This is a genomic window from Lysinibacillus sphaericus, assembly GCF_015844675.1.
GTDB classification, from domain to species: Bacteria; Bacillota; Bacilli; order Bacillales_A; family Planococcaceae; genus Lysinibacillus; species Lysinibacillus sphaericus_E.
The window spans coordinates 21,182-47,569 of the sequence record NZ_LDGC01000090.1 but is presented as its reverse complement, the minus strand read 5'-3'; the positions used below and the strand labels follow the sequence as shown (position 1 = coordinate 47,569).

Annotated in this window: 19 protein-coding genes and 1 pseudogene; 16 read left to right on the top strand and 4 right to left on the bottom strand. The window is 35.8% G+C overall.

All coding sequences use genetic code 11. The annotated features are described in order from the left end of the window. Nucleotides 1-3 precede the first annotated feature (3 nt). The 16 genes and pseudogenes from ABE34_RS25910 to ABE34_RS21730 all read left to right on the top strand — a co-directional run. Nucleotides 4-971: pseudogene (locus tag ABE34_RS25910) on the top strand (amino acid adenylation domain-containing protein); the annotation flags it as partial. A 65-nt stretch (nt 972-1,036) separates the two neighbouring features. Then, nucleotides 1,037-6,187, top strand: coding sequence for an amino acid adenylation domain-containing protein (locus ABE34_RS25295; protein WP_346655598.1), 5,151 nt, complete (start codon nt 1,037-1,039; stop codon nt 6,185-6,187). A 480-nt stretch (nt 6,188-6,667) separates the two neighbouring features. Continuing rightward, nucleotides 6,668-7,393 (top strand): thioesterase II family protein, encoded by a 726-nt coding sequence (locus ABE34_RS21805; protein ID WP_197144543.1) that lies wholly within the window; start codon nt 6,668-6,670, stop codon nt 7,391-7,393. Between the two features lie 18 nt (nt 7,394-7,411). Then, on the top strand, nt 7,412-8,149 hold the full coding sequence (locus ABE34_RS21800; protein ID WP_197144549.1) for an ATP-binding cassette domain-containing protein: 738 nt from the start codon (nt 7,412-7,414) through the stop codon (nt 8,147-8,149). After that, nucleotides 8,118-9,686: a putative ABC transporter permease subunit gene (locus ABE34_RS21795; protein WP_197144542.1), complete on the top strand. Its 1,569-nt coding sequence runs from the start codon at nt 8,118-8,120 to the stop codon at nt 9,684-9,686. The genes ABE34_RS21800 and ABE34_RS21795 overlap by 32 nt, the downstream gene beginning before the upstream one ends. A gap of 169 nt (nt 9,687-9,855) precedes the next feature. Next, nucleotides 9,856-10,176, top strand: coding sequence for a DUF1648 domain-containing protein (locus ABE34_RS21790; RefSeq protein WP_197144541.1), 321 nt, complete (start codon nt 9,856-9,858; stop codon nt 10,174-10,176). Nucleotides 10,177-11,194: 1,018 nt separating this feature from the next. Continuing rightward, a complete protein-coding gene (locus tag ABE34_RS21780) occupies nt 11,195-11,452 on the top strand; it encodes a thioesterase II family protein (protein WP_197144539.1) in 258 nt (85 codons plus the stop codon). After that, entirely contained in the window at nt 11,445-12,122 is a 678-nt protein-coding gene (locus ABE34_RS21775; protein WP_197144538.1) for a 4'-phosphopantetheinyl transferase family protein, read from the top strand. Before ABE34_RS21780 ends, ABE34_RS21775 begins: the two co-directional genes overlap by 8 nt. A gap of 599 nt (nt 12,123-12,721) precedes the next feature. Continuing rightward, entirely contained in the window at nt 12,722-13,933 is a 1,212-nt protein-coding gene (locus ABE34_RS21765; protein WP_197144536.1) for an MFS transporter, read from the top strand. Beyond that, nucleotides 13,930-14,100: a hypothetical protein gene (locus tag ABE34_RS21760; RefSeq protein ID WP_197144535.1), complete on the top strand. Its 171-nt coding sequence runs from the start codon at nt 13,930-13,932 to the stop codon at nt 14,098-14,100. The genes ABE34_RS21765 and ABE34_RS21760 overlap by 4 nt, the downstream gene beginning before the upstream one ends. Before the next feature lie 134 nt (nt 14,101-14,234). Continuing rightward, nucleotides 14,235-15,116, top strand: coding sequence for a ribokinase (gene rbsK / locus ABE34_RS21755; RefSeq protein ID WP_197144534.1), 882 nt, complete (start codon nt 14,235-14,237; stop codon nt 15,114-15,116). Nucleotides 15,117-15,347: 231 nt separating this feature from the next. Next, nucleotides 15,348-17,198 carry a dynamin family protein gene (locus tag ABE34_RS21750; protein WP_197144533.1) on the top strand — a complete coding sequence of 617 codons (1,851 nt, stop codon included), beginning with the start codon at nt 15,348-15,350 and terminating at the stop codon, nt 17,196-17,198. Between the two features lie 262 nt (nt 17,199-17,460). After that, nucleotides 17,461-18,687: an RtcB family protein gene (locus tag ABE34_RS21745; protein ID WP_197144532.1), complete on the top strand. Its 1,227-nt coding sequence runs from the start codon at nt 17,461-17,463 to the stop codon at nt 18,685-18,687. Nucleotides 18,688-18,783: 96 nt separating this feature from the next. Beyond that, nucleotides 18,784-19,773 (top strand): LacI family DNA-binding transcriptional regulator, encoded by a 990-nt coding sequence (locus ABE34_RS21740; protein WP_241747148.1) that lies wholly within the window; start codon nt 18,784-18,786, stop codon nt 19,771-19,773. Between the two features lie 104 nt (nt 19,774-19,877). Further along, nucleotides 19,878-21,299 carry an aldehyde dehydrogenase family protein gene (locus tag ABE34_RS21735; RefSeq protein ID WP_197144530.1) on the top strand — a complete coding sequence of 474 codons (1,422 nt, stop codon included), beginning with the start codon at nt 19,878-19,880 and terminating at the stop codon, nt 21,297-21,299. 60 nt (nt 21,300-21,359) lie between these two features. Then, nucleotides 21,360-22,541: an iron-containing alcohol dehydrogenase gene (locus ABE34_RS21730; protein ID WP_197144529.1), complete on the top strand. Its 1,182-nt coding sequence runs from the start codon at nt 21,360-21,362 to the stop codon at nt 22,539-22,541. A gap of 141 nt (nt 22,542-22,682) precedes the next feature. Here the strand turns inward: ABE34_RS21730 and ABE34_RS21725 are convergent, their stop codons facing one another. The 4 genes from ABE34_RS21725 to ABE34_RS21710 all read right to left on the bottom strand — a co-directional run bounded on the left by ABE34_RS21725 (nt 22,683) and on the right by ABE34_RS21710 (nt 26,386). Further along, nucleotides 22,683-23,192, bottom strand: a complete 510-nt coding sequence (locus ABE34_RS21725) for a ferritin (protein ID WP_100543800.1) — start codon at nt 23,190-23,192, stop codon at nt 22,683-22,685. Nucleotides 23,193-23,300: 108 nt separating this feature from the next. Further along, on the bottom strand, nt 23,301-23,933 hold the full coding sequence (locus ABE34_RS21720) for a Bax inhibitor-1/YccA family protein (protein WP_197144528.1): 633 nt from the start codon (nt 23,931-23,933) through the stop codon (nt 23,301-23,303). A 197-nt stretch (nt 23,934-24,130) separates the two neighbouring features. Continuing rightward, nucleotides 24,131-24,892 (bottom strand): TerC family protein, encoded by a 762-nt coding sequence (locus ABE34_RS21715; RefSeq protein ID WP_197144527.1) that lies wholly within the window; start codon nt 24,890-24,892, stop codon nt 24,131-24,133. A 636-nt stretch (nt 24,893-25,528) separates the two neighbouring features. Next, the gene (locus tag ABE34_RS21710; protein WP_346655597.1) at nt 25,529-26,386 is read right to left on the bottom strand and encodes a Ger(x)C family spore germination C-terminal domain-containing protein; all 858 of its coding nucleotides are present in this window, start codon (nt 26,384-26,386) and stop codon (nt 25,529-25,531) included. Nucleotides 26,387-26,388 lie beyond the last annotated feature (2 nt).

The window sequence follows — 26,388 nt, the reverse complement described above, 5'->3', positions numbered from 1 at the left end:
TGTATCTACACATCCGGAACGACAGGGACGCCAAAGGGAACACTTTTGGAGCACCATGGAGTTGTAAATTTAAAATATAGGTTTGAACGTAACTTAGAAATTACGCCAGCAGATAATATTATACAGTTTGCAAATTATGTATTTGATGCTTCCGTATCGGAAATGACAATGGCATTGTTAAATGGGGCAACGCTAGTATGCATGCCGGCAGTAGTTGGACAAAATCCGAAGGAATTTAGTGAATACTGTAAACAGAATAGGGTAACAGTGGCAACATTACCTCCAAACTACTACCTGCAAAAAGAGGTAGATGTAGAGTTTAGAAAATTGCTAACAGCTGGTTCTGAGTCCAGCATGGCATTGATAAAGAAAGTTGGAGATAGTTCATATATAAACGACTATGGTCCAACCGAGAATACAGTATGTGCTAGTTATTGGGAAAAAGAAGAAAACTGGGATGCAACGTTTATTCCAATTGGAAAGCCGATCAGTAACACTCAAATATATATTCTGAATGGAGATAACCTCTGTGGCATTGGTGTGCCAGGTGAATTATGTATCACAGGTGACGGATTAGCCAGAGGCTATCTAAATCGTCCTGAACTGACAGCGAAGAAGTTCGTGAAAAATCCATTTGGCGAAGGAAGGTTGTACCGTTCTGGAGACCTTGCAAGATGGCTGCCAGATGGAAACATTGAATACTTAGGCCGCATCGATGAACAGGTGAAAATCCGAGGGTTTAGAATCGAACTAGGAGAAGTCGAAAGCCGAATTCGTGAAATCGAAGGTATTCAGAACAGTGTAGTAATCGCAAAAGCTGATCAAAACGGTGATCAAGCGCTTCATGCATACTATACAGGAGAAAGCATCAGTGTATCGGAGTTAAGAGAACATCTTGCTGGTGTGTTGCCGGAATACATGATTCCATCCTATATAATGGAAATCGACAGTATACCTGTAACTCGAAATGGNTGGAAAACCAGTCAGTAATACTCAAGTATATATTCTGAATGGAGATAACCTTTGTGGCATCGGTGTGCCAGGAGAATTATGTATTGTAGGTGACGGATTAGCCAGAGGCTATCTAAATCGTCCTGAACTGACAGCGAAGAAGTTCGTGAAAAATCCATTTGGCGAAGGAAGGTTGTACCGTTCTGGAGACCTTGCAAGATGGCTGCCAGATGGAAACATTGAATACTTAGGCCGCATCGATGAACAGGTGAAAATTCGAGGGTTTAGAATCGAACTAGGAGAAGTCGAAAGCCGAATTCGTGAAATCGAAGGTGTTCATGACAGTGCAGTGATTGCAAAAGCGGATCAAAACGGTGATAAAGCGCTCTATGCATACTATACAGGAGAAAGCGTCAGTGTATCGGAGATAAGAGATCAGCTTGTTGGTGTGTTGCCGGAATACATGATTCCACCCTATATGATGGAAATCGGCAGTATACCTGTGACTCGAAGTGGAAAACTGGATAAGAAAGCATTACCAGAGATCGAAGTCAAAGCAATCCGAGAGTATGTAGCACCAAACAATGAAACCGAAGAGACAATATGTAAGATATTTAGTGAAATCCTGGCTGTAGAAAGCGTGGGCGTAAAAGACAGTTTCTTTGAATTAGGAGGACATTCCTTACGTGCAACTCGTCTGGTCAATAAGATTGAATCGGAAACGGGCTACCGAATTGCTTTAAAGGATGTATTTAGTCATCCAACACCAGAGAAGTTATCACAGATTGTACTGGAAAGTGAGACAGAAGAATACATTCCGATTCCAAGGGCAGAGGAAAAAGAATATTATGCAATGTCATCTGCACAAAAGAGAACCTACCTCATACAGCAAATGTACCCAGAGGGAACTATGTATAATACGCCGCAGACATTAAAACTTACAGGCGAAGTGAGCGTAGAGGATCTAAGAAGCGCGCTACAGGAAATAGTAGAGCGACATGAAATTCTTAGAACGGCATTCTTAATGGTAAATGGGGAGGCCGTGCAGAAAGTACTTGAAACAGCAGAAGTACCATTTGAGTATGAAGAGGCTTCTAATCGAACTGATGAGGAAGAGATGAAGCTGTTCGTAAGAGCGTTTGATTTATCGAAAGCGCCACAGATAAGAGCGCGATTCGTAAAAAGGGACACGTATGGTTTGTTTATGTTAGATATGCACCACATTGTTGGCGATGGAATGAGTATAGTGACATTTATGAACGAATTGAACGCTCTTTATAAAGGAGAAAAACTGGAACCATTAAGTCATCAGTTCAAAGATTACAGTGAATGGATGAGTAGTCGTAATCTGGAAAGTCGGAGAGCGTACTGGCTGAGTCAGTTTGAGGATGAGATACCGGTATTAGATTTGCCGTTAGATTATGCAAGACCACAGGAACAAAGCTATGAGGGCTCCATTACAGGAAGCATATTAGATAAAGAACTAGCCAAAAAGATCAAAGCATTGGCAACGAGAACTGGTACGACAGAATATATGGTCTTCTTATCCGCAGCGATGGTGTTGCTTGGGAAGTACAGTAGACAGGAAGATATCGTAATCGGAAGTCCAATCAGTGGAAGAACGCATAAAGATACCGAAGGAATGCTGGGTATGTTCGTTAATACGTTAGCCATGAGAGGAAGGCCGGAGAAAGAGAAGCGTTTTGAAGACTTCCTGTTAGAAATGAAAGAAGTATGCCTTCAGGCATATGAACACCAGGAATACCCGTTTGAAGAATTGGTAGAAGAGGCACAAGTTCAAAGAGATCTGTCAAGAAATCCATTATTTGATGTGATGTTAGTATTACTGAATAATGAAAAAGCAGGACTGCGTTTAGAAGGAACAGAGGCAGAAGGAGCAGGTCTTGTAAGCAACGTAGCTAAGTTTGATTTGACTTTTAATGTGGCAGAATATGAAGGACAGTATGGTGTTATGTTAGAGTACTGTACCGCATTATTTAAGGAAGAGACTGTAAAACAGATCTTGAAACATTATGAAGAAGTATTAAGACAGGTAGTTGAACGACAAGATTGTCTGCTTGGGGAAGTAGAGATGGTGACGGAGGATGAAAAAGAAAAGATCCTCCATGATTTCAATGCAACCAAGACAGCATATCGAAGAGAGCAGACGGTAGTCGAACTGTTCGAAGAACAGGCAGCTAAGACACCGGATCAGATTGCTTTAGTCTTCGAAGAAGAAGAAGTAAGCTACCGAGAACTGAATGAAAGAGCCAATGTGTTAGCTCATAAGTTAAGAGAACTGGGCGTAAGACCAGATGACTTCGTAGCGATCATGGCAGAAAGAAGTATCGAGACGATCGCCGGAATTTACGGAATCATCAAGGCTGGAGCCGCTTATGTACCAATCGATTCAACATATCCAGAAGAAAGAATAGAATTTATGTTGGAAGACTGTCAGCCAAAGGCAGTGTTACTTTACGGGACAGCGTATGAAACCAACCTAACAAAGATTGACTTAAAAGAAGCAGGAACTTGGGAAGGGACTATCCGGAATCCAGAGAAGGTCAATAAGGCGGAAGACTTGATCTACTGTATCTACACATCCGGAACAACGGGTACACCGAAGGGTGTAATGTATAAACATCAGGGAATCACAAATCTTATCGGTTGGCTGCAGAACGAATATCCATTAGATGAGAATGATGTCATTCTTCAAAAGACCACATTTGTTTTTGACGTATCTGCAAGTGAAATCTTCTGGTGGTCAACGGTTGGAGCAAAATTAGCCATCTTGAAGAGCGAGGCTGAGAAAGATCCAGCAGAGATTGCGTTAGAGATTAATAGATATGGAGTTACCGTAGTGAACTTTGTACCTTCTATGCTTGTAGCATTTTTAGGCATGCCAATGCAGTATACAGAGAAGTTAAAGAGTCTTAAATATGTGCATGCAGCTGGGGAGGCACTAAATGTTGATATCGTTAAAGACTTCTATGAAGTAGTGAGTAAGCATGAAAGCAATGCCTTATTAGGAAATATCTATGGGCCGACAGAGGCATCATATACTACATTCTATAACTGTACAAAAGAGTTCGATGTGATGATGGTTCCAATCGGAAAGCCGATCAGTAACACTCAAATATATATTCTAAATGGAGATAACCTCTGTGGCATCGGTGTGCCAGGAGAACTATGTATCGCAGGAGATGGGTTAGCCAGAGGCTATCTGAATCGTCCGGAACTGACAGAAGAGAAGTTCGTGAAGAATCCATTTGGTGAAGGAAGGTTGTACCGTTGTGGAGATCTTGCGAGGTGGCTGCCAGATGGAAACATTGAATACTTAGGCCGAATCGATGAACAGGTGAAGATTCGTGGATTTAGAATTGAACTAGGAGAAATCGAGAGCCGCATTCGTGAAATCACAGGTATTCATAACAGTGCAGTGATCGCAAAAGTGGATCAAAACGGTGATAAAGCGCTTTATGCATACTATACAGGAGAAAGCGTCAGTGTATCGGAGATAAGAGATCAGCTTGCTGGTGTGTTGCCGGAATACATGATTCCTTCCTATATGATGGGAATCGATAGTATACCTGTGACCCGAAATGGAAAACTGGATAAGAAAGCATTACCAGAGATCGAAGTAAAAGCAACTCGAGAGTATGTGGCACCAAACAATGAAAAAGAGAGAAAGTTATGTGAGGCATTCTGTAAAATCCTAAACATAAAACTAGTAGGGATAAAGGATAGTTTCTTCGAACTTGGCGGAGACTCCATTAAGGCAATACGAATTATTAAAGAATTAAGAAATAAAGGGTATGTGCTAGCCGTTACAGACATATTGAGAGGAAAGAGTATTGAAAAGATTGCTGAAAGAATGATGCTTAATGATGAGATAATTCATCCAGAAGAATATGCAGTAAAAATTTTACGACAGATGAATTCCATCGACAAAGTCTCTGACAATCAGATAGGAGAAGCAATAGTATTAGATACCATTGAAGAGTATAATGACAATATTGCAGAAGCAGAGATTGAGGACAGCTATAAAGTGACTCCTATGCAAAGAACCTTCTTTGCACAAGCTTTCCCACAAATCTGTAAGATTATAATTGAGTTAGGAAAAGGTTTTTCCAAAGAGGAAATTCAAAATGCTGTTAAAAAGGTAGTAAGTGAGCAAAGTGTTCTTAGATGTGCATACAATAATGTGACACAAAAGATTAACGAATTTGAGTATGATAATAATTGGAAAATCCCGTATTTAGAGGAAGATAGTCATGAAAGTATTCTAGAATATGACTTTTCTCTTAAAAAGGATGCAAGTTTCTTCAAAGAAGATGGAAACCTTTCACTTATCATTCAAGTTAAAAAGACAAACGGTGGTCACTATGTGATGCTCTATATACACCATGGAGTGTATGATGAATTTTCAGGATTGATATTTAAGGACAGACTGGATTACTATCTCCAGAAAGATGAAATGGTGAAAAAACAAAAGTATTCAGAATATGTTAGGGGTTTTATCGATACTAATGGGAATAAATTGTATTCAGAGCAGTTTATCAATAGCTATCAAGAAAGTTTGCGGGATCTTACATTGCTTATTGAGAAAAAGAATAAAAAGAGCTTATGTAATTGGGTGGAGAAGGATATTCAGAAGAGTTATTCAGCTATTATTGAATGGCGTATGGAAAAAGAACTTGTGGATAAATTTAATGAGGAACCAATAGGAAACTTTATGAGATTGTTTATAGAGATGAATCCTATGTTTGCAGAAAAGGAGGTATTACCATTTAGTCTATTGCATCATGGAAGGACGCAAGTAGATGATATTCTAATGGGAGTACATTTAGACTTAATACCTGGATTATATGAGGTAGAAAATAATCAGATTATAGGAGGACTGGAATTTATTAAGGGCGATAATGGAGGTAGTGGACCGGTTTTTGATGAAGAGTTATATGATCTAACTATGAACAAAAAGAATGCGTTCTTAGTCTTGAATTATCAAAGCATATTTGATGCTGGTGAATATGAAATGTCTGATTCTACAAAGGAATCAATAGTGAAAGTCTTTGATATACCAGTAAGCGAAATTAAAGGTGCGATTATAAATGATGTTTTGTTATTCTCTTCGCCAATCCAAAGCGATACAAAAGAGAATGCACTATTAAAGGCCGAGGAGGGACTTGAAAGATTTAAAAACTGGCTGAAAGAGAAGAGTTATATTTCGATATAGGTCCAAGCACGAAAGGTAATAGGAAATAACTTGGTTTACTTCCGATTATAGGAAGTGAACCGAGTTAAACTATAAAAAGAAGTGGCATCAATTTTTGTGACACCAGAACAATGTATACAGGTGGCCATATTGAAATATTGAAATAGCGCAAGAGTTTATGAACTAGCAAAGAAAAGCATCCAGAATGTTCGACTCGCTCAATTAGAGACTTGGAGTGCACATGACTCAGTGGCTTTAAAACCAATGAAGGATAACTGGAAAGGGATGGAACAGAAAGCTCCACTTCGATGGATCTTGCACTATTCTTACACTTCTCATCAAAGAATAGAGTAAATTCTGTTCTTTAATAAGAAGGTCACCAAGCAAAGCGCGATAGTAACTTTAAAAATATTACATTAGAAAACTGCGACAACTATCTTGGCAAACAACGATAACATCCTAGCTTCTGGAAATATTCTAAAACAGAAGGGAAATAAACATATGAATAAAATTACTATTTTTTGTTTGCCCTACGCAGGGGGAACAAAAACGATATATAGTGAATGGATCGAAAAATACAAGTCTATTGCCGAAGTAATACCATTAGAGTATAGTGGTCATGGAAGTCGATTCTGTGAACCTCTTTATGAAGATGCTGATGAAATAGCAAATGATATTTTTAATATTATTATTCAAAAAAAACCAGAGAATTATATGATTTTTGGACATAGTATGGGGAGCCTGATTTCATTATTAGTAGCAGATCGATTAGAAAAAAAATATAGCTACCCACCTAAGCTAGTTGTTGTTGGAGGATCAAGACCACCTCATTTAAAAGATAAGGATGAAAAACTTTCAGATTTACCTAAGGAAGAGATTATGGAAAAAATCTTTAATTTGGGACAGACAGATGACGAGATAATGAATGATAAGGAATTTGTTGAATTGTTATATGATATTTTTTATGCTGACTTATGTGTGAATGAAAATTATTCCGCAAAAGAAAATATAAAACTTAAAAGTCCTATGCTGACAATGACAGGCATACAAGACAAAGAGGCACCAATAGAGGATATGAAGGAATGGGAGATGTATACAGGAAGTGGATTTAAACTTCAAACATATGATGATGACCACTTTTTCCCATTTACTTGTGATGATTTTCATGAAAGCTTTACGAAGGTCATTAGCGAAGTTGTAGGTAATCGATCGGTAATAATAAGATAAGGAGATGAAAGAATGGGGATCCTAGATATCAAAAATTTTTCAAAAGTGTATAAAGATGGGAAAAAAGCTGCCGATAACATAAGTATATGTGTTGAAAATGGCGATGTTTTTGGATTTATAGGTCATAATGGAGCAGGGAAAAGTACAACGATCAAATCAGTAGTAGGAATCCTAGATTTTGAGGAAGGCGACATCTACATTGATGGGCATTCTATTAAGAAAGAGCCTCTTGAATGCAAATCGAAATTTGCTTATATTCCTGATAGTCCCGAATTATATGAACATTTAACAGGAATCCAGTATTTAAATTTTGTAGCAGATATTTTCGGAGTGCCGGAAGATGTTCGAGTAAAGAGAATAAAGGAATATTCTGGAATGTTTGGAATAACAGAAAGTCTAGGGAATCTAATATCCTCTTATTCTCACGGAATGAAGCAAAAGTTAGCAATAACTGGAGCTATTATTCATGAACCAAAGCTTTTGATTCTGGACGAGCCATTTGTAGGTCTTGATCCAAAAGCAGTAGTTGTTTTAAAAGAGATAATGAAGAAAATGACTGCTAAAGGGAATGCAATATTTTTTTCAACACATGTCTTAGATGTTGCAGAAAAGCTTTGTAATAAGGTGGCTATGATTAATCGTGGAAAGCTAGTTTATAGTGGTACGATGGATGAAATAATACAAAACCAAACATTGGAAGAGTTCTTTATGAAGGAGTTAAAAGATGAGTCATTTTCTTATTCTTCTAAAAGTTAGGATTATTTCACAGGCGAGACTTAATACCCTAAAAGGTAAAGCCAGCATAGGTGATAAAATGGTTATTATCGGTATATCTCTTCCGATTGTTATCTTGCTAGCGTATTTTACAAGTCTTGGATATATGCTGAATGAATATAATATGAGAGAACACATACTTGCATTTTCATTTTTATTGAGTACTCTTACATCATTATTTATAGCATTTTTAAATGCTAGTGATGAGTTATTTGGAAAAAGAGATTATGACACATTAATGTCACTTCCTATTAAAACATCAATAATAGTTGTAAGTAGATTCTTTTATATATATTTCTTGAATACGGTAGTATCTTTAATAATCATGCTTTTAATGGGAGCAGTATATTTCTTTACAGGAACTGTAAGCGGAGTTTTTTGGATAAAGATACTGATTGGAATACTTACAGTTGCATTAGTACCATCAATTGTAGCGTCAATTGTTAGTATAATAATTTTAGAAGTTTCATCGAGAGCAAAATATTCTCGTGCGTTTTCTTCAATTAGCTATATGTGTATTTTTTTATTTTTAGCATTAGCACCAACATTGAGTGGTTATAAATTTGATTCAAGCGATATGAAATTGATATTAACAAATGTATTGAATCAGTTTAACCAAGTGTATCCAATGTTTTATTTGTATAATAAAATACTGGAAACAGGAAAAGTGGAAGATTTTCTTATATATATAGCAGTTTCATTAGTATTAACAGTGATTTTCATTATTGGTCTTTCGTTTGTATACAAAAGACTAAATACTAAAATTCGATCAATGAGTAGTAACAAAAAATATGAAGTAAAAATATTAAAAAGATCAAGTATTTTAAAAGCATTATATGTGAAAGAAATCAAGCGACTATTTTCGTCCACAATGTACTTAATGAACAGAGCATTCGGAATGATCATGATGGTTATTTTTACGATTTCTTTAATGATTTCAATCACAAAAGTGATGGAAAAAATTCCGTTAGATAATATTAATACAGTAGAGATTCTGTATGAAATAACACCGTATATATTGTCATTGATGGTATGTCTATCAAATACAAGTAGCGTGTCTATTTCACTTGAAGGTAAAAATATTTGGATGATCAAAACTTTTCCATTGTCGAAAGAAATGGTTGTAAAGAGTAAGATACTTGTTAATCTTACAGTTACAATACCTCTTACGATTATAAACGGAATAATAATCGGAAGAGTGTTTGGAGCGACATTATTTGATTCCATCATATTAGTACTTCTTCCATGTGCATTTGCAGTATTTTCAGCAGTATACGGAATTGCTATTAATTTAAGATATGTAAATTATAGTTGGCAATCAGAGCTCCAAGTAATAAAGCGGAGTGTATCAAGTTTATTGGGGATGTTAGGTGGAATGATTCTGGTACTCATTGCAGCAGTTCCAAGAGTACTATGGTCAGGTTCGATAGTAGGCATATATGATGTTGTTATTATTTTATGCTTGGGCATCGTAACTAGCAAGTTATATGCTAAAACAATAAATGGTGAGCCTATTTAATTGGGGAAGAGTAGTGTGAAAACGAAATTAATAAATATTACTGAAAAAAGTAAGCTAAATAAAGATCGCAATTAATTGAAAAATCTATTAAAAAAATAAAGTGTTCCGCTCACTCGTTTTCATTACTGTTTGTGTCGTGAAGCGGACACGGGAGAGAATGGAGATTATTATGAATAAATCTAAAAAGTCAGTAAGTATAATTCCTTGGATATTTTGTGCCTTGTTTTTTGTGTTTTCAATTATTGGTGTGCAAAATATATCGGATGAGATTCCTATTAACTTCAACATGGCCGGTCCCAATTTGAACGGCAGTAAGTATTTTATCTTTATATATCCTGTATTGTCATTTTTTATAGGGATTACTGCGTTAGGTGGATTAGGGAAAAAGAAAAATACTAAATTACAAGGAAACTTACTATTTATAATTATTGGGAACTTAATAGTAGGTGGATTTATGGTTTATACAATCTTATCAAATTGGAATATGTAATTTTAAAGAGTTTATAGAACATATAAGTTATTTATTATGATCGTTGTATTTTTGCTTTTAGGAGTTATGAATCCATTAGTAGCAAAGTTAACACCTGAAATTCTTGAAATATGGAAAATAGCAGTATGCAGATCACAGTTGCCGAGATCACTGCTATAGACTCATGGACACAGTATTGTAAAAATACCCCTTTAATGGGGTTGCTAGTGAATGAAACGTACAACGGTAATTGCATCTAAGACGACTTCAGCAGTCATCGTATGGACGGTATCGTATCTACCTACTTTTTGAACAACATACGGTTATATTGTTTATCATTGGCCTGATGATGTTCTTGAGAATGTTTAAGTAAATAGTGTTAAGTTTCTTCAGTAAATGTAAAACACACCAGAATGGATAAAATTAAGACAGCTTCCATTCTGGTGTAAACTTAAACATTCATTTTACTGAAGGACATTATTGTTGTATAAACAACGCCTTAACATTCTGTCTATTTGTTTTACCTGAAATTTAGCGAAAAGAAAACTGTGCTGACGTAGGGATAACCTGATTGATCGCTCCTTATTCATTGTGCGAATACATTTTCTTGAACGTCAGATTCGGAAGTAGATATTTTAAAAAAAGTCCGATTAGCCAGCTGTGGGTGTGATACATACTGGTAACTTCTTGAGTATCAATGCGATTGGTTAAAATCCGAAGATACTTTTTTTTCCTTTCGTCAAGACTGTGGTATTCAATGCTTCTTTATTGACCAGCACCTCTTTTTGAGTCCGGTCATGAACATTGACATTCGTAAGAACAAAACCTTCTGAGTACCGAGTGTCTTTATCAAAAAACATAGATTGAGTTGGAGCTTCATACCAGATTTTGTTTTTTGCTCTTGGAAACAAAATGTTGTTTAATGGAATCGTTGATGAATCAATGATTTGAAGACTATTCGTCTTATTTGATGGTTGTCCTTTATGAATTTGTGTCACCAATTGACTAAAGGTTTCCATTAGTAGAGGAGGAGATACTTATGAGAAAGATAAAGCTATTCTGTCTACCATACGCTGGGGGCTCTTCTGTAACTTATATAAAGTGGGGAAAACTGTTAAATCGATATATTGAAGTAATTGAAGTAGAACTACCTGGTAGAGGTCGTAGAATTAATGATCCATTGATAGATAATCTGGAAGATATGGTAGAAGATGTTTTTCGCTTTATTAAAGATCAACTAACTGGAGATTATGCTATATTTGGTCATAGTATGGGAGGACTCATCACTGATGAGTGAAGTATTTGGTGTTAATATTTCGACAGGTTTAAGTTACCCAATATTTCAACAATTATTACATCTACTACCATCTGAAAAACAGGAAAAATTAAATCGTTTTACTCAATATAAAGATGCTCAAAGAGGTTTAGTAGCAGAATTGTTAATTCGAAATATTTTAAGAGAAAAAGGATTTTCAAGTGATAAGATATGCTTTCAACCTAATTCTTTTGGAAAACCATTTTTGCCGAAGATAACCGATGTTGATTTTAATTTGAGTCATTCAGAGGATTGGGTAGTATGTGCACTTGATAGATCGCGCATCGGAATTGATATTGAATATATTCAAGCCATTGATCTAGATATTTCCAATCAGTTTTTTACAGAAACAGAGTGTCATTACATTTTTTCGAATTCTGAATTCCAATTAGATAGGTTTTATGATATCTGGACTATGAAAGAAAGTTATCTTAAAGCTATTGGCTATGGATTATCATTCCCCTTAAATTCCTTCTCGGTTATCCAGTCCGATAATGACTTTATGGTGGATTCAATAGGGGAGAAGTACTTTTTAAAACTTATCGAAATAGATCCAGCTTATAAACTTTCTGTTTGTGTAAGTCATTCCAACTTACCGTTAGAAGTAAATATAATAAAGCTAGATAATCTTATTATGAAAACATTACGTTAACATCTACTGTGTATACATACTTTCATTAGTAGCAAAACTAATGGCTTCGGTCGTTACTACTGGTGATGGTGTGTATATTTTTTGCCCAAGGAGCAAAAAGTTCTCCCACATAAGAAAACTAACATAAATTTCCTAATTGCAAATTAAAATGTAACCTAAATTGATATACATGCTGCGCCACTCGAAGAAGAACGGGCAAAGCAGAGTGACCCTGAACCGAGATTGAGAGTAATAGGGGGAAATGGGACAAAGCAACAAATTAAAAAAGACGATCAAAAAGGAACCTTTGAAGATGTTGCAGGGCTTGAAGAGTTAAAAAGGTCATCCATCTTTGCATTATTAGCCCATTTTTCCATATAGGGTTATTTGCGAAATCTCGGAAAAAGGCGGGTGTAGGAGTCCTGCTTACGGACTTCCTGGAAAAAATTTGATAATATATACATAGAGTTATGATAAATAAATGGAATACTATCCAGTATATTAATTCATCACTAAAGCGCAAAGTCCAAAACTGGGATTAACTACATGTTTTAGAATTGGCTAGTTTATTTATATATTTACTAGAAAAACTCAAGTGGAAAATAAAGAGGGGAAACAACATGAAAATCCTTCGAAAATACAGCTTGTTAATTGGGGGCTTAGGTTTTTCTAAATTAGGGGACTGGATTTATCTTGTAGCGCTCAATTTATTTGTATGGCATTTAACACAATCGCCTGCAGCGATGGCTGGAATCTTTATTGTCGGACCAGTTGCAAGAGTTTTAACAAGTTTGGTAGCTGGCTCTTTCATTGATCGTATGAATAAACGCAAGTTGATGATTACAACGGATATTATCAGAGGCTTGATCGTTTTTTGTATGCCGTTTATGGAATCTATTTGGCCCATCTATACGCTGTTATTTATTGCGAATATAGCAAGTAGCTTCTTTGGACCTAGTAGTACATATTATATTACAAAGTTTGTTCCTTCAGAAGATAGACAACGTTTTAACGCAATACTTGGCACGTTCAATTCAGGCTCGTTTTTAATAGGTCCAGCACTAGCAGGACTCCTCATCATTCTTTTTAATACGACAGTGACGATTTGGTTCAATAGCATTACATTTTTTGTTTGTGCTTTGATCATCTCCTTATTACCAGATGTAGATGATATGAAGGAAATTTCACGGCAACGTATTACGTGGCAACTATTAAAAAGTGATTATCTAGCTGTACTAGCTTTCATTCGACAAAATTTATTATTTATAACGATATATTTACTCTTTCAAAGTGCATTAATGATTGCATTTGCGCTTGATTCTCAAGAAGCCACATTTATCAAGCAAGATTTAGCTTTATCTGATAGCTTATATGGAGCCTTTGTGAGCAGTGCAGGAGCAGGAGCCATTTTCGGTGGGATAGTTGCCGCAAGCTTCGCTAAAAAATGGTCCACTCGATCTTATATAGCTTTTGGTTTGTTCCTGACAATGCTGTTTTACACTGCCTTTTATGCCTCGACATTAAGTATTTTGGCATTTGTAAGTTTAGTTTTTCTAGGATTTTTTATGGCATTTAGTAATTCTGGTTATGAAACATTTTATCAGCAAAATGTACCGCCTGAAATAATGGGTAGATTTGGTAGCTTTGCGAATGTATTTCAAAATATTTTGCAAATCTCCTTAACTTTACTATTAGGACTATTTGCAGAATTATTTACGCTTCAAATGACTGCAATTATTTTCGGTATTATTAGTATTTTATTTTCTATTTCATTATATTTTGTTCTATATTCTCAAAAAAACTATAGCGGCTTAAAGGAGGAAATATTATGATTAGCTATTCGCTTCGTTGTATTTTTTGTAAGAAAACATTTGAGGTTGTAGAAGGATCAAAGAAATATAGACTGTATAAACAAAATATGGAAGGTAAATTTTCTTGTGAAGATTGTGATAGAAAAATTGAATTGGAGTCAAGGAAAGGTTTATTGGGAAAACTTTAAAATGAAGCTAGTGCTGAATTGGTGAACATCTAATAAGAAGATTAGTACTCCACGATTTTCTAATGGTATGCCCTGTCTTTCTACGGATTTCTCAGTTAAAATGAAAAAATAGAGATGGAAGGCAGGGTATAAAGATGATTACAGTTATAGGCAGCATAAATATGGATTTAGTTGTACAAATGGGGATTTTTCCAAAGCAGGGAGAAACGATTCTCGGTAAAGATTTTCAAACAATTCCAGGAGGAAAAGGGGCTAATCAGGCAATAGCTGCAGCACGTCTTGGAAGTGAAGTCACAATGATCGGCTGTGTGGGCTCCGATAGTTTTGGTGAAACATTGCGCACTGTTTTACAACAAGAGCATGTTCAAACTGAAGCTATTACAAGTGTATCGGCACCTACTGGGATTGCTAATATTTTACTCTATAATAATGATAACCGTATCATTGTAGTGCCTGGCGCAAATTATGAATTAAAGCCTGCACATATAGAGGCAGCGAAAGAAGTCATACAAAAAAGTCAGATGGTCATTATGCAGCTAGAAATTCCAATGGAAACGACCGCGTATGCAATAAAACTTTGTAAAGAAGCAAATGTACCTGTCTTATTAAATCCAGCACCAGCCACAAATTTTGATGTGCAATGGATGGAGGATATTACCTATATCACACCGAATGAAACGGAGTGTGCCGAAATTTTTGGAGATAATATAGAGCAGGTTTTAGAAAAATATCCTAATAAATTGATTATGACGCTAGGTAGTGATGGCGCACGCTATTTTGATGGTGAATATCCTATTCATGTTCCGGGTTATATGACGAGAGCGGTAGATACAACAGGAGCAGGTGATACGTTTAACGGTGCACTCGCTTATGCTTTAGTTGAAGGGCAATCATTAGATCAGGCAGTGTATTTTGCAAATATTGCTGCTTCGTTATCAGTGGAGAAATTCGGTGCACAAGGTGGTATGCCAACAATAGGAGCAGTTTATGCACGTATGGCTGGAGTTGAAGAATAAAGAGAAGATCAACTCACTACAAATAAATACTAATAATTATTATTTCTTTTAGTCTGAATGAGGAATAATATCTGCGATAGAAGGTTTTGTAGAATAAGATTTTTTACCTATTTGTGACGGCTGTATTTAAGTATATTGTCCTTTTTTGTCATTAATTCTTAGTACTATGTATTAATAAAGGAATCTTTTCATTTATAATAACTTTAGATACATAGAAAAGAGGTATTGAGGATGACAGATATTGATAATGTGCCGATCGAATATACAGCCTCAGCGAATAATATTTTGCCACAGCTTGTTGATCATTTGCGACAATTACATGGCATTATTGTACAAAATACATATGTAAAAGATACAGCTAAACACTTAAATCGTATCATTCAAGATGCTGACAACGAAACAATGATTCTTATTGTTGGGAAAGAGCGTGTCGGAAAAACAACATTGGTAAATGGATTACTAGGGCGTCAAGTTTTGCCTGTTAGTGAGCAGCATCCAACTGGGGTAAATACATTTTTGCGATATGGTGAACATGAGGAAATAAAGGCGTACTTTTTAGATGGTGTTGTAGCCGTATTCGATATGAGTAAGCTAGAATTATTGACGACTGGCGATACGTTCGCCTCTCAAATACTACGAGAACATTTAGATTATCTAGAAGTATATTTAAAAAATGATTTATTAAAATCAGTGACAATTATTGATTCTGTTTCATTGGAAGCAGGAGGAGGAGAAATGGCCTACTTCCCAGAAGCATTGATGAACCGTGTGGACGAGATCTTTTGGGTATTACGTTCAGGTTCGATGGCTATTTATCCAGAAATATTATTAATGGAATCGTTAAAAAACAAAGGTGTTGAGCCTCTTTGTGTCATCAATGCCATCGATTCAAATGAAAATACGAAGGCGTTTATTGATGCTGAGAGAGAACGATTAGGTCATTTAATAAGTGATTTTGTTGCGATCTCTGCAAGAGAAGCTATTGAAGCTAAACAGATTAATAGTGATGAGCTTTGGCAAAAAAGTGAGTACGAGCAATTAATTTCAGAAATTCATCGAGTTGCAGAAAATAGTGATAAGAAAACGTATGGTATTTTAATTCGCTTCTTGCAATGGCTTGAACGTTTCCGCTTCGAATTAACTGTTATTCCACAAAGAGACCCATTCCAATCCGCTGTTAAGAACATTGAAAAGTATACAGGCGATACACAATACGAATTTTCGCGCTATCAACGTGATTTAGCGATTGTGACCGAATATGAGCAAGAATACGAACAGGTTGCTAATGTATTTAAAAATGTTCAAACATTATACCAACTTTTACAAATTATTTCACAAACAGATTATTTGCAGGATGAAATTGTAGAAGGCTTTACAGAAAAGGCTGTATCGTATCAGCAAATGTTACGAGAATATCGAAATATGCATAGTGAATATTTACGTGAATATGATCGATTGGATGCACAGCATAAAAAAATTCACGGGAAAGGTCTTATGAAGGCCATCTTTGGTCAGCATACACAAAATGGATTTTTCAAGGAACGTGTTAACAAGTTAAATGAGCAGCAATTAGTTTGTATTGCGCAATATGAAAAAGTGCAAGAAGCGGAGGAATTAATGCTTCATTCCATTCATTCCATACAAAATTATCTTATGGAGTTAACGAAAATACGTTTAGCCCGTATTGAGGAAAAAGTACTGGAGCTAAATCAACAACGTTCAAAAGAAAAGTCCCAATTACAATTATACGCAAATAAATTGAATGAATTTTCTTGTTTGATGGAAGCGCAGGGCTATATTAAAGACAATATTCAACCGTTTTTAATGGACGAACAAATGCCGCTCAATGCAAAGGATGTTGAAATGCTAAAAGAAACGGTTAACAGTATTATGAGCATTGATCTGTCGAATAATGGCCTACTTGCACGTAGTCAGATGAACAATAAAATGGAGAATGCTGCAATTCCTTTCGATGTTCAGAAGAAATATCCATTTCATACGTTAGCTTTAGCAGAAGTAGATGTAAAATCAAACGATATACCAGAAATTCCGAAAAAATTAGATATTCAGTATGAAGATTAAACAATAAAGGAAATGTTCTAAAAGTAATTTAAACTTTTAGAGCATTTTTTTAGTATTTCGTTTTTTTTGGCTCAACACCCAAAGTTGTGGATGACATTTAGACGTATACTTTGTATACAAAATGAGTTGGGCTCCTTGGAAAGCGCCCAGTCGGAAAGGAAATCAACAACAAGTAATGTTGATGTCTCTTAATTTTTTGAAATTGGGATTAAATTGAAACAAAATGAAATGTTTTTTCGTATAAATAGAAGGAGGGATTAAAATGATACGAATTAACGGACGTTTTACGGAAGCGAAAATTTATTCAAATACAGCATTACAATCAGCTATCGATCAAATTAAAGAATTGGCAAATCAGGCTTTTATGGAAGGAACAAAAGTACGGATTATGCCAGATTATCATGCAGGTAAGGGTTGTGTTATTGGCACAACGATTCAGCTTCAAAATCGTGTAGTGCCAAACCTTGTGGGCATTGATGTTGGTTGCGGGGTATTTGTTGCTGAGTTAAATGAGACGGATATAGATTTTTCTAAACTCGATGCTACAATTCGAGCACATATACCAAGCGGAAAGGATATCCATCAGGAAGTATCTCCTGCACGCTATTTTGCTGAATTCGAGGGGAGACAGTTTGTAGCAAGTGGCTTAAAGGATGACTATACGAATTTATCGCTTGGTACACTTGGGGGAGGCAACCATTTTATTGAGCTTGCAAAAGATGAAGCAGGTACACATTACTTACTTATCCATACTGGCTCGCGTTACGTCGGAGCTAAGGTAGCAAATTGGCATCAAAAAAGAGCTTTTGAAACATTGCAACGGGAAGATATAAAAGTGAAAATAGCTGAACTGAAAGATCAGGGGCGAGAAAAGGAAATTCAAACGATGATTAAAGCTCATAAAGAGCAAAATCCAATTGTACCAAAAGATTTAGCTTATTTAGAGGGCGAATATTTCCATGATTATATTCACGATATGAAACTCGCTCAGCAATATGCTCGGATGAATCGCTGGACAATTGCCGAAACAATTTCCAAGCATATGAACTGGCAATTTAACGAAACGTTTGATACGATCCATAACTATATTGATACGGAAACAATGACGTTAAGAAAAGGCGCCGTTCGAGCAAATAAAGGGGAGAAGCTCGTTATTCCTATGAATATGCGAGATGGTTCGCTCATTTGTATGGGTAAAGGAAATGCAGATTGGAATTACTCTGCACCACATGGGGCAGGTCGTATGTATTCTCGCCGTGCGGCAAAAGAAGCGCTAAACATGGAAGATTTTAAAGAAACGATGCAAGGTATTTGGACAACATCCGTAAACGAAGATACATTGGACGAAGCCCCAATGGCATATAAACCGATGTCAGAAATTACATCTGTTCTCGAGGAAACTGCGGATATATTAAAACTGATTACACCCGTTTATAATTTCAAAGCTAGTGAAGCAGCTAAGCCATATGAGCGGAAAAATAATTCCTAATAATAAAAATTAGTGATACTTGTACTTTCCCTTATCTATTAACATAATATCTGTAATAGTATAAAATAGGCTTACAAAGATGAAATGGGTGGTTTTTTGGTATCTTCAAAAGATGTGGCAAAGTATGCGGGTGTCTCTCAAACAACAGTTTCAAGAGTGTTAAATACTCCTGAACTCGTAAAGCCGAAAACTATTGAAAAAGTGATGAAGGCGATTGAAGAATTAAACTATATTCCAAATGATATTGCAAGGTCACTTGTACAGAAAAAAACAGGCATTATTACATTGATCTCGGGGCCATTACATAATCCTTTTTTTGTCGATACAACAACTGCAATCGTTAATTATGTTAATGCTCGGGGCTATAAAGTAAATGTTTATTTTGGTACGGAAGATAATTTAGATTCTATTTATAATACTGTTTTGGAAACGAAGGCTGATGCGATTATTTTATCGTCTATGTTATATGAAGATGACTTATTTTTTAAGCTAGAAAAATTAGGTATCCCATTTATTATGTATAATCGCAAGCATCAGGAAAATAGACATTTTGTAGAAATTGATAATGTGAAAGCTGGTTATATAGCGACGAATCATATTTTATCTTTAGGTCATCAGGATATATGCTGGATTGGTGGTCCACACGAAATAAGTACTTTTTATGGAAGGTACAAAGGCTTTAAACATGCATTAAAGGACAGCGGTATAGATGCGAAAACAGTACCGGCATTTTTAACAAATACTAACAAAAAAGATATTAAACGAGCATTTGAAGAAATACTTGAGCTTCCTAAAAGGCCTACAGCTATTTGTGCTGCAACAGACGCAATTGCCATTGAAATATTAAATCTTTGTTTAGAACTGGGCTTTCAAGTGCCTAAAGATTTTAATGTTATTGGCATTGATAATGTGGAGCTTAGTAAACACCATTCGATTGCTTTAACAACAGTAGGCTTAGAATCCGAGAAAAGCCTCGGATTTATTGCTATTGAAAAATTATTTGAGGTAATGGAGAAACAAAGCACTTGCATCCAACAAACAGAATCTGTTAAACTTTTCCCAAGAAATACTACGAGTAAAAAATGAACTGATAGACATCAGTTTGTTTTTTATTCAAAAATGGTTACGTATTCATTTTTTGTTTTCTAAAATGAATACGTAACCATTTGGAGAGAGGAGTGAGTGAGGTCTTGAAAAAGGGCTTATTTATTAATGGACAATGGCAAATGACAGAAGAGTATATGGAGGTTCAAGCCCCCTACTCAAAAGAGGTTGTAGCACAATTTGCGATGGCAACTGAAGATGATGTACAGCATGCAATTGAAAGTGCTCAAGCAGCAGAATCCGAAATGGCAGCATTAACAGCATTTCAAAGAGCAGAGATTTTAGAACAGTTATCAGATCTATTTACAAAAAATCGAGATGAGGCAGCTAGCATTATTTCGCTAGAATCAGCAAAGCCATTAAAGTATGCCTATGCTGAAATTGATAGAACGATTGAAACTTACAAATTTGCGGCAGAAGAAGCGAAGCGACTATCTGGTGAAATGATTCCGATGGATGCATCTAAAAGCGGAGAGGGTAGATTTGGTTATACAATTCGTGAACCATTGGGCGTTATTGCGGCCATCACACCTTTTAATTTTCCGCAAAATTTAGTAGCCCATAAAGTTGGACCGGCATTAGCAGCTGGAAATACGATTGTTTTGAAACCCGCGACACAAACAGCTTTATCTGCTCATTTTCTAGCAAACTTATTGGCACAAACAAATTTACCAACAGGTGCATTTAACTTAGTAACTGGGCAAGGAAAACTAATAGGGGATGTATTTTTAGCACATCCAAAAGTGAAAATGATTACGTTTACCGGGAGCCCAGCTGTAGGTATTTCCCTTCGCAATCGCGCTGGCTTAAAGAAAGTCACATTAGAACTTGGTTCGAATGCTGGTGTTATTGTGGATGAAGGGGTTCAACTCGATAAAATTATGGACCGAATTGTTATGGGTGCTTTTTCAAATCAAGGTCAAGTTTGTATCTCCCTACAGCGAATATATGTAATAGAAAAAATAATGGATGAATTTTTAGAGCAGCTAAAAGCAAAAGTAGAACGCTTAACAATAGGGGACCCACTTGATGCAACAACAGATTTAGCGATGATGATTTCAGAAACTGAGCAACAGCGTGCTGTTACATGGATCGAAGAGGCGGTAGCAGAAGGTGCGGAGCTACTGACAGGTGGCCATATTGAAAATAATATTTTACTGCCAACAGTGTTATTGAATGTATCTTCTACTAGCCGTGTTTCTTGTGAGGAAATATTTGCACCTGTAGTTATTGTCAATACTGTTTCATCAGTAGAAGAAGCCATTGACGCTGTTAATGACTCAAATTATGGCTTACAGGCAGGGATATTTACAACTTCCATTGAGACGGCCTTTAAAGCTTCAAAAAAATTACAAGTCGGAGGTGTCATCATAAATGACGTTCCGACATATCGTGTAGATCAAATGCCATATGGCGGCGTTAAAGAAAGCGGAACCGGTCGTGAAGGAATCAAATATGCCGTTGAGGAAATGACAGAAATGAAGCTAGTGATTTGGAATAATAATTAATCATGAATCATTTAGAAAATCGACAGAAGGCTATTATGAATAGATAGGAGTAGAACGATTATGCATAAATTAACCTTTACTCCTGCGAGTTATACAGGCTGGGGTTGCTTGAGTCAGTTACTACCGGAAGTAGAAAAATTGAAAGTAAATAATATTTTAATAATCACAGATCCATTTTTAAAAGAGTTAGGTTTAACAGATCATCTTGAAAAGCCTTTACTTGAAAATGGCTACTCTGCAACTATTTATACCGATATTGCTCCTGAGCCACCGCTCGCAATTGGTGAAAAACTAGTTGAGTTTACAAGAAAGCATCATTTTGATTTAGTAATTGGTTTAGGGGGAGGAAGTGCATTAGACTTAGCGAAACTTGCTGCGGTTTTAGCAACACATGATGGGAAAGTGGCAGATTACTTAAATATAACGGGAACAAAAACTCTTGAAAATAAAGGATTACCTAAAATTTTAATTCCAACTACATCTGGAACAGGCTCAGAAGTGACAAATATTTCAGTACTGTCACTTGAAACAACGAAGGATGTTGTGACACATGATTACTTATTAGCAGATGTCGCTATTGTAGATCCTGCGTTAACAATTTCTTTACCACCAAAAGTGACTGCTGCTACAGGTGTAGATGCTTTAACACATGCAATTGAGGCCTATGTTTCCGTAAATGCAAACGAAGTAACGGATGCACTTGCACTACAAGCTATAAAATTAATTAGTGGCGCTATTCGAACTGCTGTGCATGACGGTAAAAATAAGCAGGCGCGCTCGGATATGTGTTATGGAAGTTATTTGGCAGGCTTAGCCTTTTTCAATGCTGGTGTTGCAGGAGTACATGCTTTAGCTTATCCACTTGGTGGCCAATTCGATATTGCTCATGGAGATTCCAACGCAGTGCTATTACCTTATGTCATGGGCTATATTCGTCAAAGTTGCGAAAAACGAATGAAAGATATTTTAGACGCAATGGGTATTTCATCTGCGTATTTATCGCAAGAAGAGGCTTCTTATAAATGTGTAGATGCATTGAAGCAACTTGTGCAGGATGTTAATATTCCGTCAACATTACAAGGATTTAATATACCAGAAATAGCACTGGAACAACTAACCGAAGATGCGACGAAGCAAACAAGAATTTTAGCACGTAGTCCGATGCCACTTAATAGAGAAGACATTTATACTATTTATCGTGCTGCATTTGATGGAGAGGTTCGAGAACCTCAGTCATTATAAAAAGAAAAGAGAAATGTTGATCGGAGGGCACTGAAAAACATACGTTTTCATAAAAACGAACCTTTTTCAGATAAAAATAAGGCACTTCTTGTTCAATTTTGAACAGGAAGTGCCTCTTTTTGCATAATCTAAGCTAAATTTTTAAGCTTCTGCATCAGGTGTAAATGAACGTGTCGCTAATTCAGCGTCAAGCATAAAGATTGCGTTGGAGTCATTTTCAATGCGTTCGATTTTACGAATTAACGTGTCAAACGTTGATTCTTCCTCTACTTGCTCGTCAATGAACCATTTTAAGAAAGCCATAGTCGCGTGCTCTCGTTCATCTAAAGCGATATCCGATAAATGATAAATACGGCGCGTTACTTCTTTCTCGTGTGAAAGGCCAGTTTTGAAGGCATGTAAAATAGACTCGAAATGATTATCTGGACTATCAAAGCCATGGATTGTTGCACGGTAGCCCATATCACTTAGGAAATTATAAAATTTCATCGCATGGAAACGTTCTTCTTCAGCCTGAACTAAAAAGAAGTTGGCAAAGCCATCGTAATCTTGATCAGTGCAATATGCCGCCATCGCCATATAAGCATGCGCAGAGTAAAATTCAAAATTCATTTGTTCGTTTAGTGCCGTGTGTAGTTTTTCAGATAACATAAATATTTTCCTCCCTTTACAGTAAATATTTACTGCTTCTCCTATAGTATACAGCGAAGAATGGTAGTATGGCAAAGCTTAATTGATTTTTATTCTCAATTAGGAAATTTAATCAAATTCATTCTTTAAACGCCAAATTACTTCTAAAAGATTGACAAATAAATTAATGAAATCTAAGTATAGATTTAAAGCCATACCAACGACTTCAGCATCTGAAACGTGATTATGTCGAATTTTATTAAAGTCATAAACCGTATAGAGACTAAAAAGTAGTACAGTAATTCCTGCAATAATCAATCCGACTATGTTGCTAACAGGGATAAACATAAAGACTAGTGAAAATATAATTACGACGATTAACACAGTGAATAAATAGCTTCCCCAATTAGAAATATCTTTATTCATCATCATACCAATCAGTGCTAGTACAATGAATATAGCTACTGTCGCTACGAAGACAAGTAAAACAAGCTGTTTTCCTAGTTCCACAATGTAAAATTGTGTTGTCCAAAATAGTAAAATTCCCATTAAAAAGGGGATTGCATACATAATGGAATTAGCAAGTTTCAGACTTCGCACAAAGCAAGCGATGATAAGAAGTATAAGAGTAATAATAGATAGCGGCATGACAACCGCTGGTGGTAATAATGTTGCTATGTACATTCCGACAACTGTCAATACCCACATAAAAGCAAAGTGTTTTAAAATTTTGTTTAAGTTTTGATTTTTAGCATACGCCATATAGAAAAATCCTTTCTTTTGTAAAATAACTTTTATATAGTAACATACGTTTCAATTTAGAAAAAGATTCAATTATAAAAAATTTGTATCATTAACATAATGTGGGTTTGAATTCCGTTGACTAGGTGCCGAGTTATCCTCGGTTTGGTCATACAAAAAACCTGGTCTTCGGTAGGACCAGGTAATGTTTTTTCAGATTATTTAACAGTCTTTCTTAGGTTTTTCACACCAACTAAATAACCACCAAGGGCAATTCCAATTAAGACGATCCAGAAAATAGCCTTCCATATCGTTGAATGTGGAAATTCATGTGGAATTATACCCAGTTTTTCATGTGCTAATGTTAAAACAGCTAGTTTTACGCCAACCCAACCAACAATTAAGAATGCTGCTGTTTCAAGTGATGGGAATTTATCCAGAACTTTTACGAACCAACGAGCAGCAAAACGCATCATAATAACACCTATAAGACCTCCTAGGAACATCACTGAGAATTGACCAGCGTTTATGCCGCCAACATCAAAATTTCCGATATGAGGTAGTGTCACTGCAATGGCAACAGCTGCTAAAATTGAATCTACCGCAAAGGCAATATCGGCTAATTCTACTTTGATGACGGTCATCCAGAAGCCAGATTGCTTTTTAGACTCATGAAGTTCTTCGGGATTTTGCGCGGCTTTCCGTGAATCATAAATATGCTTACCAGACATGATTAATAAATACGCAGCACCAATCGCTTGAATTTGCCAAAAATTAACGAGCGTAGTAATAAGAAATAATGCAGCAAAGCGGAAAACAAATGCTCCTACTAAACCATATAATAGTGCTTTCTGCTGTTGTGCCTTTGGTAAATGTTTAACCATAACGGCCATTACAACTGCGTTATCAGCAGCTAATAAACCTTCTAAAACAATTAATACGACGAGTACCCATGCGTATTCGAGTAAGATTGCCTCCAAATTTATTTCCTCCTTTAATTAGAACTGAAATGAATAAACTGCTTTTAACGTAGTCTTTGCTATTTTAGGCAAAATAAAAAGACCTCTGCCTAAAAAATAGGCAAAGGTCTTGCTAAGCGATCACTGTTATACAGAAAATATCTTGTTCGCCAAGATATGCCTTCACACCCGATGGTTAATAACCATGTAATGACGAATGTGAAATCAGATGTCCGTTCACATCTGCTAGCTACTCCCCTTTGACATAATTGTCAAAAGCTATTCAATTCTTTATACATGGATTATAGCATGGTGATCGTCAATTGCAAATAAAAATGTGACATTATGTTAAAAAATTTTGATAATTGTTTTCATGGAAAGACCATTATTATACAAAAAAATTTTATTTTTTGTAAAGAAATTAAGCAGGATATTTCAAAAGTTATATGAACAAAAGTCGTGGCTAGAGAATAGGCAACTCCTTGGGGGATACTACAACGAAATGAGTAGGGGAACAAAGGATAAAAGTTTACTTCATGTGAACTTTTATCCTTCGTGTTGAGTCGATAAATTGAAAGACGGAAAGAATAAATCCCTAATTCAGATTTAATCAATAATTTAAAATAAATAAGGCGCCTTTGAGGGGATATTTTTAGATTATTCATTAATTGTTCGTGTTAATGTTTTACGACCAAATTTTAATTGGTTAATGTTTATTTCTAATTTACTAATAGAACTAGGTGTTAATGGGATTTTCCCATCCTTCTCTAGCTTTTTCCATACTTTCACATTTTTTCGATATAGATGTTCGGAAAGGCGATAAATATCAATATCTTTCCCTAATGCTTCTTTATATGTTGTTTTAATTTCTTTTTTCACTTCTTTTATTAATTTTTTTCTTAATTCTTCTTCTGAAACATTAGTTTTGACACCGTTTATCCTTGCATTTAAAGTTATCTCTACATCAAATGTTACTTGAACATTTTTAACAATTGGTTTGATATTTACCTTGATTTTTTCCAATGTTGCCGTTAAATAATCATTTTCATCTAACTTAAAGGTTGTTTCACCTCTTTGCGTTCTATCGTGCATCCATTGTGTTCCTCTAGCATCATCATTCTTAATAAAGCCCTTAAACCCATTTTTGGAAAGTATGCCGATCCCTATAAAGGCAGTTTCCTGTTCTTGACGATCTTTCGTTCCCCAGTTTTTGCTAATGGTTACATAAGGGATGCCAATTTCGTAGCTCGGTTCATTTAAGCCAATAACTAGATTTCGGAAATCAACGGGTTTGACAAATGTTTCTTTATCTTCGGCATTTAAAGGATTACTAAGCTTTGACGTTGTAAGCGGCTTATTCAAAATTGGCGTTACTAGAAGAATGTCTTTAATAGGGTCTTGTGTACAATAGGTCCATATTTGATACCTTGTTTCCCTATATCTCAACACACTGTCAATAATGGGGACAGTATTTCTATCTTTCATTGCTTCTTCAGAGAAAATAATGTAGGTCATAT

Bases quoted from the DNA above. Each gene is read 5' to 3' on its own strand.
- ABE34_RS21805 (WP_197144543.1), top strand. From the start codon at position 6,668: ATGAATAAAATTACTATTTTTTGTTTGCCCTACGCAGGGGGAACAAAA.
- ABE34_RS21795 (WP_197144542.1), top strand. From the start codon at position 8,118: ATGAGTCATTTTCTTATTCTTCTAAAAGTTAGGATTATTTCACAGGCG.
- ABE34_RS21790 (WP_197144541.1), top strand. From the start codon at position 9,856: ATGAATAAATCTAAAAAGTCAGTAAGTATAATTCCTTGGATATTTTGT.
- ABE34_RS21780 (WP_197144539.1), top strand. From the start codon at position 11,195: ATGAGAAAGATAAAGCTATTCTGTCTACCATACGCTGGGGGCTCTTCT.
- ABE34_RS21775 (WP_197144538.1), top strand. From the start codon at position 11,445: ATGAGTGAAGTATTTGGTGTTAATATTTCGACAGGTTTAAGTTACCCA.
- ABE34_RS21765 (WP_197144536.1), top strand. From the start codon at position 12,722: ATGAAAATCCTTCGAAAATACAGCTTGTTAATTGGGGGCTTAGGTTTT.
- ABE34_RS21760 (WP_197144535.1), top strand. From the start codon at position 13,930: ATGATTAGCTATTCGCTTCGTTGTATTTTTTGTAAGAAAACATTTGAG.
- rbsK (WP_197144534.1), top strand. From the start codon at position 14,235: ATGATTACAGTTATAGGCAGCATAAATATGGATTTAGTTGTACAAATG.
- ABE34_RS21750 (WP_197144533.1), top strand. From the start codon at position 15,348: ATGACAGATATTGATAATGTGCCGATCGAATATACAGCCTCAGCGAAT.
- ABE34_RS21745 (WP_197144532.1), top strand. From the start codon at position 17,461: ATGATACGAATTAACGGACGTTTTACGGAAGCGAAAATTTATTCAAAT.
- ABE34_RS21730 (WP_197144529.1), top strand. From the start codon at position 21,360: ATGCATAAATTAACCTTTACTCCTGCGAGTTATACAGGCTGGGGTTGC.
- ABE34_RS21725 (WP_100543800.1), bottom strand. From the start codon at position 23,192: ATGTTATCTGAAAAACTACACACGGCACTAAACGAACAAATGAATTTT.
- ABE34_RS21720 (WP_197144528.1), bottom strand. From the start codon at position 23,933: ATGGCGTATGCTAAAAATCAAAACTTAAACAAAATTTTAAAACACTTT.
- ABE34_RS21710 (WP_346655597.1), bottom strand. From the start codon at position 26,386: ATGACCTACATTATTTTCTCTGAAGAAGCAATGAAAGATAGAAATACT.